The organism is Pararhizobium sp. LjRoot255 (assembly GCF_964252905.1).
GTDB lineage: Bacteria > Pseudomonadota > Alphaproteobacteria > Rhizobiales > Rhizobiaceae > Pararhizobium.
Genome location: NZ_CAXUPQ020000001.1, coordinates 720,241 through 735,213 on the forward strand (window position 1 = coordinate 720,241; position 14,973 = coordinate 735,213).

A 14,973-nucleotide genomic window follows, 5' to 3' on the forward strand; every position below is an offset into this window, starting at 1 on the left:
CCGCAATTTGTTTCAAAGCGCCGACACTTTGAGGCGCCTCGCTCCCAACGTGTCGGCAACCGATGACGACCTCGATCCCGTTGCGAGCTGCCCCAGCTCTCGCACGCCGTCAGATTGTACCGGCACGACGGCGTGCTTGACGGCGCTGACCATCATGCCGATGCGGACAGAATGTCCATGACCGTGTCGCCGTCCAGCGCCTGGGCCTCGAACAATTTGCGCACCAGCAGATCGAATGCCGTTCTGTTTTCAAGTATCACCTCTGTCGCCCGCGCCTGCGCAAACGCGACACGCTGGTGGACACGCTCTGCCAGATCCAGATCGCGACTGAGGATCGCCGTCGGATCCCGGTGCGCGAGATAGAGGAGTGGATGGCGGGCGCCGAAGCCAAGCGCCTGCTCCATGTCGAGGGCAATGCGTGTTGCGCGGGCCAGATCACTGTGTTCCGCGCCGCCCGATCCGGCGGACGCGGATCTCAGCACGATCAGTTCTGCCGCGCGTCCAGCCATCAGCATGGCTAGGAGACGTTCGTACCAGTCCGAGGTATCTGAGGCATTGTTGGCGAAGGAAACGGCATTGTAGCCGCCGTCCTTGGTATCAATCGTCAGACCCTTGATGGAACCAAGGCGCAAAGCGTGATGAACAACCGCATGGCCCGCTTCGTGGATGGCCAGTCGCCAGCGAGCGTCATAGGGCACCGTGGGCCGGTGTCCACGAATGCCTGCTTCAAGATCGGCATATGTCAATCGCCGTTTGTTGCGTCGGGCACTCAGCCTTGCCTCGCGGACTACGCGCTCGATGTCCGCACCGGTCAGGCCCATGGCGCGCGTTGCCAGCCTCAGCAGTGCTTGCGCCGTTGCGTCGTCTCCGCAAGGGCCGTCCTGCCCCTCAAAGCCGCCTTCGTCTTGCTCATTGCGTGTGGACAACCGCCCACGCTCGTCAGATGTCTGGTTCACGACGCGGTTCCTTCCTGTCTGGCATCAGATGCGAGGACGTCGAGATCGGCGCCCAGGTGATGGGCAAGAATGCCTGCCAGTGCCGGGATATCCGGGCGTGGGATCTCGATGTGTGTTTCCAGACGACCAGATCTTCGGATCGCCTCGTCAATCTCGTGCGGGCGGTTGGTGGCTCCGACGACGATAACGCCCTCGCTTTTCATTGCGCCGTCCAGGAGTTCGAGGAGCTTGTTGACACATGCGTTCCAGTAATCCGCGTACTGCCGCGAGGCGCCAACCCGCATGCCGATGCCATCGATCTCGTCGATAAAGAGAATGCAAGGCGCCCGCGCTCTTGCCTCGGCAAAAGTATCCGCCATGCGGTCCAGGACCGCATGGAGGTATTCACCCTGCAGCCAGGTAGAGACCGATGTCACGACCAAGGGGATCTTCAGAGTGTTGCACAAGGCGCGTGCGAAGGTGGTCTTTCCCGTCCCTGGTGGCCCAGACAGTAAGAGCTTGGTGCTCATGTGCGACCAGGCTAGATCGCCGGCAAGGTGATCCGCCAGATCCGCCTTGAGGCCGAGCGCCCAGTTGGTGGCATCGCCATAGCCAGTCAAAGTTTCGACCAGCAGCGGTACTCTACCCTCGCCCCGCACCGGGTCATCGGCAGTCTGCGGTTCGATGACTTGCGCGCCTGTCGGCTTTTGCTTCGATCTGTCTTTTCGCTTGGTCGACGATGAAACAGAATCCTCCTCGGAGCTTCTTTCTCCGGAAGACTGACGCGCACGCTCGCTTGTACTTTGCGTGACCAGTCGCCGCTTTGGGGCACTACCCTCTTTGTCTTTTTCGCCGTCTGTGTCCTCACGATTTTTTGCCGCCAGCGCAGCCAGCGCCTGAATGCTTGCAACGATGGGTCGGCCAGGCCGAACCGCGATTGCAAGGTCATCCATGGTTAGCGCGCCAGCATCAATCTTGCCGATGGCGGCGCGATAGCGGGAGCTTGCGACGTCACCATACGTTGCTTCAAGCAGATCAATAACAAATCGCAGGTCGAACCCATCGACCGTCAGTCGGACATCAGAGGTCAGCTCGATCTGATCCGGGACAGGCTGGTCGATCTCGGAAACGCACAGTACCGGCGATCCGTGCGCCAGCGACTGCATCAACGGGCGTCGCATGCTTGAGCGACTGAGGCGTGAATCTTCTGACGAGAGGATCTTGATAAACACGCGCCTCGACTCCGCATCCGTGCTCGCCCACGTCTCGTCATAGCCGGCGACGTATGCCGAGACGCCGATGTACGGACCGAATGGCAAGAAGGCTGTCGCTTCGACAAGCTGGAGGATAGCGACCTCGACCCCCTCGACGGGAACCTGGAACGTAAGGACCGGTGCCGGTTGGCGAAGCAATTCTACCAGATCGCGCAGTTCGACACCGGAGGCTTGCATCGTCGCGGCAAGCAACACCACCGTCGCGGTGAATTTGACGGTTGGAAACTCCACCGCTGCACTGAGCAGTCTCAAGGCATAGGCCAGCCCCACTTCCTCGACGTCGCTTCCAGCCGGCGAGAACGGCCGGTGGCAAGCCGGCAGCATCGGAACAGGCGTCAGCCAGTGGGGTGGTACGCTGACCTGCTGTGGTGGCTGCTCGATGAGAATGGTCGCCAGATGATCGCGAAGCCATTGCCTGTCGCGCTCCACCTCTCCGGTCAGACGGGATAGATCGAAGGCTGGAACGTATCGGCCGACACGATGCCCGTCGACGACGACATACGTCATGTTCAGCAGACCGCATTGAGCAGCCACACGCCGCACCTCTCGACGTTGGGCATGACGAAGACGTCGAAGCAGGAATGAGGTGAGACGATCCATCAGCGCGTCTCCAGCATGCGAGCGGAAATAATTTCCGTCAGAGAGGCACCGGAGCTTTCGGAGGGAACGTCCCTCAACGAGGACCGCTCCTTGCTGGCGTCATGCCTTGCCCCGAGCCAGTCGAGAACCAGCCGGCACGCGGGATCGCCATCGGTCGCAGATGCGACGAGACGATTGACGAGCGTAGACGGAATCGATCTGACGCCGTCATGACCTTGTCGGACATGAGCCAGCGCGAGGCCAATGACGATAGCGATATCGTCCTGCGGGACGGAAGGTTGGACATCGGGCATCGCAAGACGCGTTTCGGCACAAGCGGGCAAACCTGGACGTCGATATGAAGGCGAATGGGTTTCTGCAGACATGCACGTCTCCTCGCCGGTCCATCACACGTGGACGGCGTCGTTCAGAGTGGAATGGGAACGGGTGAAGGCTGGCCGCGGGCACACCCCGCAGCCGTTGCCTATGCCGGAGCCAGAGGCATCAGCCGCTCAAGCGTCGAGCAGACGCCTGGCAAAGCCGATGCGGATATGCTGGGGCGGCCAAGAGGGTGCGCCGTCCTCTTCCGCCTCCGGATCAGGCCGGCCATTGTCACGGAGATCATCCGCACCATCACAGCAGTTATCGACATGACGGACGACCCGAAGCGTGCCAAAGCGGCGTGAAGGTCCTGCGGGGACAACCTGCGTAACCGTCTGCGTCTCCGGAATTCCGAGTGCACGTCGAGCCTCCGCTTCCAGAAGCTGCTGTACTCGGCGGCCAAAACGAAGACGCAATTCTGCCATGCAGGCCGCCGCGCCATCGATCTCCAGAAGGTCGTCGATTTCAGACAAAGCCCAGACGCCACTCGCATGATTGCTCGGACGGCTTGCTCCATCGACAATGGCCACGCCAACCGTCTCGACCATCAAGCGCTTCTGGTTCTTGTAAAGCCAGTCGGGCAAAATCATCGCCGAGGCGAGCATCTTCAGCTTCAGCTCTTCGAGCCGACTGGTGTCGCCGTAGGATGCCAGTGACCGCTTCAGGTCGAGAATGAAGGCCGCGTGCTTTGCCCGGTTCACGACGACAAGGTCGGGCGTATAGCTGCCCTTTGCGGGCGCCTCGCAATCGAGCCGCACGCCTTCGAGATGCTGCCAATCATTGCCGGTGACCGCCTCGACCGCGGCCTTCACCAGCGGCAGCTTGATCGAGTTCATCAGGATGATGAGATCGGGATTGGCCTTGGACAGGCATTCGACCGCCAGTTCCAGAAGCTTGCCCTCGCGGAAAGAAACTGCCCGCACCATGGAAGCGACATTGACGTAGTGGCCAAGGATCTCATCCTCGACAGGCTCCCCCTCGACGATTGCGGCAATGGCCTTGTCGATCAGCGAAGCAAATGCAGCTTCCACTTCCGGGTAACGCACGAGATGTGGATGATGCCGCGGCGCCGGCGTCTCCGACTGGACGGCAAACGGACCAGTAAAGCGACGGCGTGCCGTCAACGCCTCGATGACATGGCCGGTGGAGGATGGTGCACAGTCGGCAGGAAGAACTTCCCCCGTAGGGGAGATGGAAGTATTGATTTTCATAGCCCGATTCCTTTCACGAGAAGGCTTGAGGGTCAGGCCCTTGTCGGTGTTACAAGCACCGGCTTGGGCCGTTCGCTTCGTACTGAAGCTCCCCATACCTGGCAGGACCCCGAGCGGATCTCAAGGATCCCCCGCCAAAAAAGAGAACAGATCCCGAACGAGGTTAACGGCGGGCTCACGATCAAAGCCGGTGCCGAAGACCCTCGACCGCCGGCTAGACTACCTGGCGCCTCTCGTAATTTGGATCGGCGACAAAAGCGGTATCAAGAAAGGGGGCCGAGGCCCCCTTCCCTTGTTCATTCGGCCGACGGCTGCATGGTCGTCGACTTCATCCAGTTCGGCTTTCTCAAGCCTGACCGGGTTGCGGCCGTGTTCAGTGGGACCACGTTGGGATGGTCGGTCTCCGCAACAGACCTTTTCCGCGCCAGGAATGCCGGCGGTTCGAAGTCGTCCATAGCTGTGTCACTGACGTCGATCGGATCGATGCTTGACGCTGCGATCCTGACGACACCGCCCATCACCTCAAGGCCGCTGGGCATGAGGCTGTCCGGCGTCGGTGTTGCCACCAGTGGCCACTCCGGCTGCTTCGTTCGCGTGACAGCCCAATCGAGCAATGGCATGACTTTCTGGGTCAGCCATGGTTCGACTTCCCTGGAACCCGGCCATCGCTCGCGATTGCCGAGATGATCCAACGTCTCGAGGACGGTGAACCAGCGGCTACCGGCAGCGAGATCACGCTGGTCGATTTTGCGAACGTCGATGTCGCCCGGCGCGTCGAGGAGCAGCACATTCCCAAGACTGCGCTTTGCGGCGCGAGCCAGCGGCTCGAGGACCGGGATGAGCGCTGTCTTTTGAAGGCGCTTACCATCCGGCTTGCTCGTCAAGACATCGACCAAGGCTGCCCGGAGAACAGAGGTGGTCTCCAGGAATGCTGCAGTGCCGGCCTTGGTCTTGAGCTCGATCATCGCGCGCAGCCCGGCCAATCCGCCGACGTCGGCAAGCTCTTCGCTTGTACGCTGAGACGTCGTCGCCTCGACTCCGTCTGAGAGAAGGGCCTTCACCTCGCTCACGCGAATGCCGTCATTTTCCTCGGCGAAGGCAAAGGCGGCTTCGATCTTCTCCGCCGGCGCCGAGGCGAGATGGAAAAGAACCGTCGGAATGACGCCAAGCTCAATCGCTCGCTCGCGGTACTCCGCCAGATTTCGGGCGACGGACCTGTAGTTGCGAGCCGTCTTCGGTGTGATGTCGCAACGATGCTGGACCCACTTTCCGTAGGTTCTCGCCTCGACAAGCTCGGAAGCTTTCTCCAGCAGAGCGCCGACTAGAAAAGCCTGCTCCGTGGACTTGCGGCCCAACGCCTGGATGTCGGCGGCTGTCCCCTCCAGGGCTTTCACGCTCCGCTCGACGATGTCGTGCGCAGTGTAGTCAAAGCGGGGCATCGCCCGCTTTTTCGTTTCATTCGTCATGTCAAAGAACCCTTGCTGATTGCAAAAACATCAACCCGCTATTGCGTGATTGATACATGTATTATCGCGCCAACGGTTCCAATTTAAAAGGTATATCAAAAGTTGCATTCGATTTTAACACTTAAAATTTACGCACGTTTCTTTCAAAAATACTTTTTTTTACTTATTTTCGCCCTCATAAAACATTTTTGCGGCTAGAATTTCTAAAGTATCGATAATTCATCTCCAGATTGCACTGATAGGCGTAACCCTCCATAATGCGCCTGATCGAAAGCAGTTGCCTGAGATCGATAAGGTGCTACCGTTCTGTCAATTCGCGTTGAGATTTGCACGTTGTCAAAGGCCGTCCTCACTACCAAGATCAACCCGACCTATGACGACCTGCCAGAGCAGCGTTATCACTTTCCACGAACATATCTGCGTCAGATCGAGGCCGCTCTCGGAGACTGGATCATCTACTATGAACCCAGGCGCCCAAGTGGCGACCTGATGAAGTCTGGTGGTAAGCAAGCCTATTTCGCCACAGCCCGGATCGTCAGCATTGTTCCAGATCCGGCGGCGCCTGATCATTTCTATGCGCTGGTCGAAGATTTTCTACCCTTCGACCATGCGGTCCCATTTAGGGAAGCGGACCATTACTACGAGAGTGGCCTGCGCAAGGAGGACGGCTCGACCAACAAGGGCGCGTTTGGTCGAGCGGCACGAAATATTGCTGATGCCGAGTACGACCTCATCCTGACTGCGGGCTTTGCTCATGTGCTTGGTCACCGAAAAAGGGAGCGGCCGACGCCCGATCCGGCAGAAGAGGCACGGATCGGCTTTGCGGACAATCCTCAGGCGCCTTTTGAAGTCGACAGTGTCGATCGTCCGATTATCTCCCAGGTCGTCAACCGCCCGTTCCGAGACCGCGCCTTCTCCGCGGCCATCAAGACCGCCTACCACGACACCTGCGCTGTCACAGGTATCAAGCTGATTAATGGTGGCGGCCGCTCAGAAGCCCAGGCTGCCCACATTCGACCTGTCGCCGACGGCGGTCCAGACAGCGTTCGCAACGGCCTCGCGCTCTCCGGGACCGTACACTGGATGTTCGATCGCGGGCTGATTTCGGTCGATGACGATTACAGCCTTCTTATCACCAGCGGCGGCGGCGTTCCCGACACCGTCACTCGGCTGATAAATCCGGAGCGACGCCTGCTCGTGCCAAATCGTCCTGACGAACGACCGCATTCCCAGTTTCTGCGGTATCATCGCGAGTGGGTGTTCAAAGGCTGACCCGGCGGAAATTATTTCCGCTACTATCTGATATTCTTAAGTTTCCGTCAGTGACGGCTAGGAGCGATCTCCTTCAGCAACAGCTCGGCTTGTGCGAGAACGGTCTGCACGGCCTCCTGCTCCAAGTCTGGCGGATAGCCGAACCGCTTCAGAATACGCTTTACCAGAATACGCATCTTCGCTCTGGCACTTGCCTTGTGCTGCCAGTCGACTGTGACCGAGCCGCGCATCTGCTCCACTAGCTCATGGGCAATCACGCGGAGTTGCTCGCTGCCCATCGCTTCAACCGCGCTCTCGTTACCCGCTAAGGCATCATAGAAGGCGATTTCCTCCGGTGTCAGTCCAAGCTCTTCGCCTCGGGCAGAGGCGGCCTGCAGCTCCTTTGCCAAGGCAATCAGTTCCTGGATCATCTCGACAGTAGAAATGGCATTGGCATGGTACCGAGCAACGGCTTCCTCGAGTCTCCGGGAGAAGGTTTTCGCTTCGACCACGTTGGATTTCGAGCGGCTTTTGATCTCGCCATTCAGCAGTTTTTTCAGCGCTTCCAGGGCGAGGTTCTTTTTCTCCATCTTCTGGACGTCGGCGAGAAATTGATCGGAAAGGACGGAGATATCGGGGCTGTCGAGGCCCGCAGCTTTCAGGATGTCGATGATCTCGGCGTTGGCCACAGCCTGATTGAGAAGCTGCTCGACAGCCAGTGACTTCGCCCTATCAGAGATTTTGCCGGTGGCCGTGGTCTTGACGAGGGCTGCCCTGACGGCTTGGAAGAACCCCACTTCATCCCGGATCTCGGCGGCGTCATCGCTGGCTGAGGCAAGGGCATAGGCCTTGCTCAGTTCCAGAACGGCATCCTGATATCGCCGGTGTGCCTGTTTCTTGGCTTCCTGACTTTCGACTTTCGCGGCTTCCGCCTGCTGCCACTTCAGGATCCAGTCGATGCCATCGGCGAGTGCTCTGAGGCGCTCGAAGGGCTTACCCGATATACCGAGACTGTAGTCGTGACCAGCAAACATGCCCCGCACGATCTCGTATTTCTCCAGGAGGAGTGCGACAGCCTCTTCTTCATCGATCCCTGTCTTGTCACGGTCGGACTGCGAATACTGGGCGAGCGCCTTTTTCAGGTTCGTGGCGATGCCGATGTAATCCACCACCAGGCCGCCCGGCTTTTCCTTGAACACGCGATTGACACGGGCAATCGCCTGCATGAGCCCGTGGCCCCGCATCGGCTTGTCGACATACATCGTGTGCATACAGGGCGCGTCGAACCCCGTCAGCCACATGTCGCGCACGATGACGAGCTTCAGCGGATCCTCGACCTTCCTGGCCCGCTTGGCGAGATCGTCGCGCCGCCGCTTGTTTCCGATATGCGGTTGCCAATCGAGCGGATCGGAGGCCGAGCCGGTCATGACAATCTTGATTGCGCCCTTGTCATCATCATCGGAATGCCATTCCGGACGAAGGGTGACGATCTCCTTGTAGAGATCAACGCAGATGCGGCGGCTCATGCAGACGGCCATGGCTTTGCCCGGCAGGCCTTCGATCCGCTTTTGCAGATGTGCAACAAGATCGGCGGCAATCTGCTTGAGGCGTTTTTCCGCGCCCACCAGCCGTTCAACCGTGGTCCACTGGGCTTTCTGCTTTTCCTGCTCGGTCAGCGTCTCGTCTTCGAGCATCGCCTCGATCGCCGCATCAATCTTCGGCTTTTCATCCTCATCGAGCTCTATCCGGGCAAGGCGGCTTTCATAATAAATCGGGACCGTTGCGCCATCCTCGACTGCGCGGCTGATGTCGTAGACATCGATGTACTCGCCGAAGATGCGTTGGGTGTCCACGTCACCATGTTCAATCGGCGTTCCCGTGAAGCCCATGAAGGAAGCGTTCGGCAAGGCCTGGCGAATGTAGTGGGCGTAGCCATAGCGACGCTTGCCGGTCTCCCGATTGAGCTTGGACTCAAAACCGTACTGGCTGCGGTGTGCCTCGTCAGCCATGACGATCACATTGCGTCTATCCGTCAGCAGGGGGAAAACCTCCTCCCCCACTTCCGGCGTGAACTTTTGGACTGTGGTAAAGATCACCCCACCGGATGCCCGGTCTAAAAGTTTCCGCAGATCGTCGCGACTGTTTGCCTGTTCCGGCGTCTGCCGGATCAGATCCTTGCACAGGCTGAAGGTGCCGAAGAGCTGGTCGTCCAGATCGTTTCGGTCGGTCAGCACAATCAGGGTGGGGTTTTCCAATTGGCGGGATCGAACGATCAGGCCGCCGAGGAAGGCCATCAGCAAGCTCTTGCCGGAGCCCTGCGTGTGCCAGATGACCCCGATCTTCCGGTCACCATCCGGCTTCACGGCTTCAATGGCGCTGGTGATTGCCTTCCGGGCACCATGAAACTGGTGATAACCGGCGATGATCTTGAAGGGGCCGTCGCCTTGATCTCCGAAAACAGTGAAATCGCGGATCAGCGCCAGGAAGCGCTCCTTATCGAACACGCCGCGCAGCAGCGTATCCATCTCATAGGGGCCGTGGGGCGTGAAATCGCCATCCGCCCCGGTGACTGAACGCCAGGGCATGAATCGCTCTTCATCCGCTGTCAGTGATCCAATCCGCGCCAGCATCCCGTCAGAGGCGACCATGACGGCATTGGCACGGAAGAGCGAGGGGACCTGCTCCTTGTAGGTCTGAAGTTGCTGGTAAGCCTGATCGATGGTGGCGTTCTTGCTCGCGGCATTCTTCAGCTCGATGATGCCGAGCGGCAGACCGTTGACGAAAACCATCACGTCAGGCCGCCGTGTGTGCTTGCCCTCGGCGACAGTGAACTGGTTGGTGACGAAAAATTCGTTGTTTTTTGCATGCTCGAAATCGATCAGCCAGACTTTGTCGCCTTTCACCTCGCCATCGCCGATGCCGAATTCCACATCGACGCCTTCGGTGATAAGCCGATGGATGCGGCGGTTCTCCTCGACCAGAGACGGGGTTTCGGTGATGGAAAGCTGGCGGATCGCCTGTTCACGAGCATCCGCTGGGATCAAGGGGTTCAGACGGTCAACGGCTGCCGCGAGAATACCAGACAGAAGGACGTCGCCATAAGCTAGACGGGCTGGGGTGCTGCCGTCCGGCGAGATGACTGCGCTCGATTGATAGATGTAGCCAAGATCTTGGAACGTGGAGAGCACGACTTCCTCGACTAGCCCCTCAGAGAAGCCGGAATACCGCACATCATGCTGCTGGTAGTCAAAGTCCGCCATATCAGCTCGCCTCACCATTTTCCGCCGCAGGTCGCGCGGCTGCGAAAAAATCGTGTTCCGGCTTTCCCCTGCCCTCAAAATTGAGATTGTTAGTCTTCCGGTATTCGGCCTCAAAAATCCCAACAAGCTCATCTGCTATCATGTTGGCTAAGCTGCCGGCTCCGAGAAGACCTAGCTGACGTGACAGGCCCTTCTTCACGTTAGCTTTGGTTGTCTCCTTCAAAACCCAGTCTATACTTTCCAGCTTCGCATAATTTTGAATGATCTTCTTTGCCCACTCTTCGGCGTCGATATCTGCGTCTATCGATGCGGCCTGCTCAGAAATCGCACGTGTAACCTGCTCTCCCAAACTGGTGCCGGCAGCGGCTTGTGACGTTCGTTCCGCCTCTTGCGCGGAGCTCTCGGTCCGTTCCGCGCTTCGTGTTGCTTTCGCTTCAGCTTCCGCAATTCGTCTTTCCTCAATGGCTACTCTTTGCTCGTCCTTGTCTTCCTGAATTTTTCGAAGGAGCCAGTCATTGCAATATTGAGCGGCACCGAAGGGGTCTGGGAAAAGGCTGCCATGGTGAATATTCATTTTCCGCAGCATTGCCAGGCACTCTGTGCGCCGGGCATTGGGAATATGAATCTTGCAGATATAGGGAGCCAGTTTCCGAGCAATTTCATTGGCTGGAAACTCGAACCCATCTTCCGGCGTCGGAAGGTCCTCGAAGCCATCGAAGTCAATCGCCGTGTTTTCCTGCAGCGAATTGATGATGTAAGATTCAAAATTCTCGCTCCCCGAGGGGGTCAGCGTGAAGAGTCCTGCCTGATTGACCAGTCTTGAGTTGTCGTTCGATCTGGGTTCAATGAATAGCTCTGGAAGGGCTCCTTTCAGGCGTGTCATGTCTAGGCAGAAAATCGCCCTGCTGTGGTTCTGCGTGTTGTCGCCATCGGCTTCTGCGAATGCGAAATAGAGAGAAACAAAGGGCGATTTCGACCAGTCGAGCAGCGGTGTTGCGAGGCCGACATGTTGGCCGTAGGCCCAGACATCCTCGTCGTTCATCGATGTCAGATCCGGACCCCGGCCACGCATCGCAAGACGGAAATATGTCAGCAGCTCATCTCTTTCTTCGTCGGGGATCCGCCCGTCCGAAAACTGTCGCGTGAGAGTTGACGCCAATGGCCAATCATAGCCGCGCTGACCACGGTATATGACTTCATGCCTAGCCCTGTTCTGGCCTGGATCTCGCATGACCTCGACAAAATGGTCCCAGCCCAGCACGCGACAAGTGGGCAGCAGACCGTCGATGTTATTGTTGGGAGCCGCAAAATTAGGCCAGACGGGAAGCGAGAGATAATACGGGCGGTTCTTCACGGAGACTGTTCGCCAGTCCTCGAGCAATGACAGAACCCGCGATTTGGTTGACGCAGATTTTCCTTTCTTTCGCTTCAAGTCTTTCATCACGAGTCCGGAAAGATCAATAAGTTTTGCGTCCCCATCCAACAGATGCTTGGCGTGCCCTCCCATCGCCGCCACAATCGCGTTCAGCTTTTCGCCAGCGATCTGCACGAGAGCCTCAGGAGCGCTCTGGATAAGATACTCGGCTATGCCTTGGCGCAGCTCACTCATGCAGCCGCCGCCTCAACTGCCTCGCCCAGACGGATTTCTCCGGACATCAATTTTGGAAGGACGAGGTCGCGGGTTGTTGCGAGGGTTAATGACTGCTCCGAGTTTGACGTCACCAAGTCGCGTAAGGGCATCACGAGGTTATCGAATGCCAACTGCGCTTGTTGCGGCGCAACGGGAAATGCCATCGCAGAAAGCGAAGCTGGGCTGAGTTCCGTCTGGCCAGTAGAACCGTGCCCCATAGTCTCAATGAGAGCTTCCTGTCCCTCCATGAATAGCGACAGGATCAGCTTTGAAACCTTTGAGGTGTCGGCCCGGCAGATTGTGACATGGCTGTCTGCGGTCGCCTCCTCTTTGAACCCCCGCACGGTAGCCACACGCCCCAGGGTCCCGACTCCGGTGGAGTTTACAACCACGTCATATTCTTCGAGAAGTCGATCTCTAGGCGGCCTCTTCGCTACATCGTGCCTTCGAGCAGTTCCAAGATTGACAGCCCCGTTGCGGATGCACTTTTGATTGATAACAAGGATGCCATCCTTCACATAGGATGGCGCAAGGCCTCGTTTGAGTAAGACTGTGACTTCTCCAACATGCTTTTCTTCCCATCCGTCAGGCAGCCCGTCATCACCGAGCTTGGCGGGGAAGAGATCGGCAAGGGCTTGCGCCCGCTCGGCATCCTGCACGATGCCGGCCATGATCTCGACCGGATCGGTCGCGCCCTCCAACTTGCGTCGGGTGGGGCCGAAATCCACGAACCAGTCGCGGAAAATCGCTTGCGCTATCGCCTCCAGCGTCTCGTTCATCCGCCGGTTCAGTTCGATCTTTTCGTCTAGTGAATTGAGTGTGCTACAAATTGTCAGACGCACGGCTTTTGGTGGAAGCAAAAAACGGAAGGCAGTGATCCTGCCGGGAGATGTGTGCTTGACAGTAGAACCAGTGCAACTGGCCAACACCTCGGCCCGATAATCCTGGGTTCTCAAAAGCCAATAGATGAAATCACGCTCAATATTGGTTGACTTCAGAAGCACCTTCCCAAGACGTTGGTTGTGCAGATAAACCGCACCGTCGGCAGGAACTAGCGCAGGGTAACCCAAGGTATCCCCCGCTTTACTCAAGTCAGTCATAGTCACCAAGAGGTCACCCGCAGACAGGGTGAAGTTCGGAACCGCGGGACCATCGTAGTATTTGATCTTGCCAAGCTGGAAGCCACCACCGACAGCAAAGTTGCCTGGTGTCAAAAGCACTTGGCCCGGACCAGCATCTTTGAAGTGCTCCCCCTTAAAGGCGTATCCGTGCTTGACTTCGATCAGGTCACTAAGACGAGCGGGCGTCCAATCAGACATCTCCAGCCACTCCAGCGAGTGCATTTCGAATACGTTCCTCAAGCAAACGCCCGTTCGAGAACTGAGCCTCCAGCGTATCCTTTAAAGCCTCAAATTTCTCTGCAAACAACACCCCATCATCCTCGGCATCCGCCGCGCCCACGTAGCGCCCCGGCGTCAGTACATGGCCATGCTCGCGCACCTCCTCAACACTGGCCGAGTTGCAAAAACCCGGCTCGTCAGCATAATCCGCCCAGCCGTTCTTCTCCCGCGTTTCCGGCTTCGAGCGCCAGCGGTGATAGGTCCCAGTGATCTTGTCGATGTCCTCGGCCGTGAACTCGCGTCGCACCCGGTCCACCATGAAGCCGAGCTTGCGGGCATCGATGAAGAGCATTTCGCCGCGTCGGTCGCGGTGGCCATTGGCGCTCTTGTCACGGGCCAGAATCCAGAGGCAGGCGGGGATCTGGGTGGAATAGAAGAGCTGGCCCGGCAGCGCCACCATGCAATCCACCTGATCCGCTTCGATCATGGCCTTGCGGATCTCGCCTTCGCCGGACTGCTGTGAAGACATGGAGCCATTGGCCAGCACCACGCCCGCCGTGCCTCGCGGGGCAAGGTGGTGGATGATGTGCTGCAGCCAGCCGAAGTTGGCATTGCCATTAGGCGGCTTGCCGAACTTCCAGCGGGCGTCTTCCGCCAGCCGCTCGCCGCCCCAGTCGGAAATGTTGAAGGGTGGGTTGGCGAGGATGAAATCGGCCTTCAAGTCCGGCAGTTCATCGCGGTGGAAACTGCCCTCATTGTTCCAGCGGATATCGGCATCGATGCCCTGGACGGCGAGGTTCATCTTGGCCAGACGCCAAGTAGTATGGTTGATCTCCTGGCCATAAACGGCGATGTCATTGCGCCGCCCGCCATGCTCCTCGATGAATTTTTCCGACTGCACAAACATGCCGCCCGAGCCGCAGCAGGGGTCATAGACGCGGCCCTTGTAGGGCTCGAGCATCTCGACCAGGGTGCGCACCACGGAACGCGGCGTGAAGAACTCGCCACCCCGCTTGCCCTCAGAGCCGGCGAAACCGGAGAGGAAATATTCGTAGACCCGACCCAGCAGGTCCTTGGCCGTGTCCTTGCTGTCATGCAACCCGATGTTGGAGAACAGGTCGATCAGCTCGCCGAGCATGGTCTTGTTCAGCGTCGGGCGGGCATAGTTCTTCGGCAGAACGCCCTTCAGCCCCTCGTTTGACGGGAAACGCTCGATGGCCTCCATCGCTTCATCAATCAGCTTGCCGATCTCCGGCCGCTTGGCATTGGCCTGCAGATAGGGCCACCGGGCTTCTGTCGGCACCCAGAAGACGTTTTCCGCGAGATATTCCTCCGGGTCTTCCGCATCGGCATATTCGTCTGCCGTCAGCTTGGCGTGAAGTCCCTCGAAGGCGTCGGAAATGTATTTCAGGAAGATGAGGCCGAGCGCCACATGCTTGTATTCCGAGGGCTCCAGATTGCCCCTGAGTTTGTCCGCAGCCTTGAAAAGCTCGGCCGTGAAGCCAAGGTCACCATTATTGTCTTTCGCCACGAGGGCATTCTCCCCAAATCACTTTGGGGCGACAGTAGGATGAGCTGCTTCAGCATGTAAAGGCTGAAGCAGCTCATCCTGGATTGCAATAGGGCAAAGTTGGCTCGCTATCTTC

At 58.3% G+C, this 14,973-nt stretch carries 10 protein-coding genes; 1 reads left to right on the forward strand and 9 read right to left on the reverse strand.

Annotated elements, in window-relative coordinates:
• Positions 1–152: 152 nt before the first annotated feature.
• From ACSQ2W_RS03650 to ACSQ2W_RS03670, 5 genes are all read right to left on the reverse strand, one after another.
• Positions 153–956 (reverse strand): ATP-dependent Zn protease, encoded by an 804-nt coding sequence (locus ACSQ2W_RS03650; protein WP_436085033.1) that lies wholly within the window; start codon positions 954–956, stop codon positions 153–155.
• Positions 953–2,809, reverse strand: a complete 1,857-nt coding sequence (locus ACSQ2W_RS03655; protein ID WP_436085034.1) for an ATP-binding protein — start codon at positions 2,807–2,809, stop codon at positions 953–955. The genes ACSQ2W_RS03650 and ACSQ2W_RS03655 overlap by 4 nt, the downstream gene beginning before the upstream one ends.
• Positions 2,809–3,102, reverse strand: coding sequence for a hypothetical protein (locus ACSQ2W_RS03660; RefSeq protein ID WP_436085035.1), 294 nt, complete (start codon positions 3,100–3,102; stop codon positions 2,809–2,811). Before ACSQ2W_RS03660 ends, ACSQ2W_RS03655 begins: the two co-directional genes overlap by 1 nt.
• Before the next feature lie 198 nt (positions 3,103–3,300).
• Entirely contained in the window at positions 3,301–4,380 is a 1,080-nt protein-coding gene (locus tag ACSQ2W_RS03665) for a hypothetical protein (RefSeq protein ID WP_436085036.1), read from the reverse strand.
• Positions 4,381–4,676: 296 nt separating this feature from the next.
• A complete protein-coding gene (locus ACSQ2W_RS03670) occupies positions 4,677–5,846 on the reverse strand; it encodes a hypothetical protein (protein ID WP_436085037.1) in 1,170 nt (389 codons plus the stop codon).
• Positions 5,847–6,179: 333 nt separating this feature from the next.
• Here ACSQ2W_RS03670 and ACSQ2W_RS03675 point away from each other — a divergent pair, with 333 nt between their 5' ends.
• The gene (locus tag ACSQ2W_RS03675) at positions 6,180–7,118 is read left to right on the forward strand and encodes an HNH endonuclease (RefSeq protein ID WP_436085038.1); all 939 of its coding nucleotides are present in this window, start codon (positions 6,180–6,182) and stop codon (positions 7,116–7,118) included.
• A 47-nt stretch (positions 7,119–7,165) separates the two neighbouring features.
• On the opposite strand, the gene ACSQ2W_RS03680 is transcribed toward ACSQ2W_RS03675, so the two are convergent.
• The 4 genes from ACSQ2W_RS03680 to ACSQ2W_RS03695 are packed head-to-tail and all read right to left on the reverse strand — an operon-like array spanning position 7,166 to position 14,858.
• Positions 7,166–10,357, reverse strand: coding sequence for a type I restriction endonuclease subunit R (locus ACSQ2W_RS03680; RefSeq protein WP_436085039.1), 3,192 nt, complete (start codon positions 10,355–10,357; stop codon positions 7,166–7,168).
• A gap of 1 nt (position 10,358) precedes the next feature.
• Positions 10,359–11,966: an FRG domain-containing protein gene (locus ACSQ2W_RS03685; RefSeq protein ID WP_436085040.1), complete on the reverse strand. Its 1,608-nt coding sequence runs from the start codon at positions 11,964–11,966 to the stop codon at positions 10,359–10,361.
• Positions 11,963–13,306, reverse strand: a complete 1,344-nt coding sequence (locus ACSQ2W_RS03690; RefSeq protein WP_436085041.1) for a restriction endonuclease subunit S — start codon at positions 13,304–13,306, stop codon at positions 11,963–11,965. The genes ACSQ2W_RS03685 and ACSQ2W_RS03690 overlap by 4 nt, the downstream gene beginning before the upstream one ends.
• Positions 13,299–14,858: an N-6 DNA methylase gene (locus ACSQ2W_RS03695; protein ID WP_436085042.1), complete on the reverse strand. Its 1,560-nt coding sequence runs from the start codon at positions 14,856–14,858 to the stop codon at positions 13,299–13,301. The genes ACSQ2W_RS03690 and ACSQ2W_RS03695 overlap by 8 nt, the downstream gene beginning before the upstream one ends.
• Between the last annotated feature and the right edge of the window lie 115 nt (positions 14,859–14,973).

Coding starts and splice junctions, on each gene's coding strand:
- ACSQ2W_RS03655 (WP_436085034.1), bottom strand. CDS start 2,809: ATGGATCGTCTCACCTCATTCCTGCTTCGACGTCTTCGTCATGCCCAA.
- ACSQ2W_RS03660 (WP_436085035.1), bottom strand. CDS start 3,102: ATGCCCGATGTCCAACCTTCCGTCCCGCAGGACGATATCGCTATCGTC.
- ACSQ2W_RS03665 (WP_436085036.1), bottom strand. CDS start 4,380: ATGAAAATCAATACTTCCATCTCCCCTACGGGGGAAGTTCTTCCTGCC.
- ACSQ2W_RS03670 (WP_436085037.1), bottom strand. CDS start 5,846: ATGACGAATGAAACGAAAAAGCGGGCGATGCCCCGCTTTGACTACACT.
- ACSQ2W_RS03680 (WP_436085039.1), bottom strand. CDS start 10,357: ATGGCGGACTTTGACTACCAGCAGCATGATGTGCGGTATTCCGGCTTC.
- ACSQ2W_RS03685 (WP_436085040.1), bottom strand. CDS start 11,966: ATGAGTGAGCTGCGCCAAGGCATAGCCGAGTATCTTATCCAGAGCGCT.
- ACSQ2W_RS03690 (WP_436085041.1), bottom strand. CDS start 13,306: ATGTCTGATTGGACGCCCGCTCGTCTTAGTGACCTGATCGAAGTCAAG.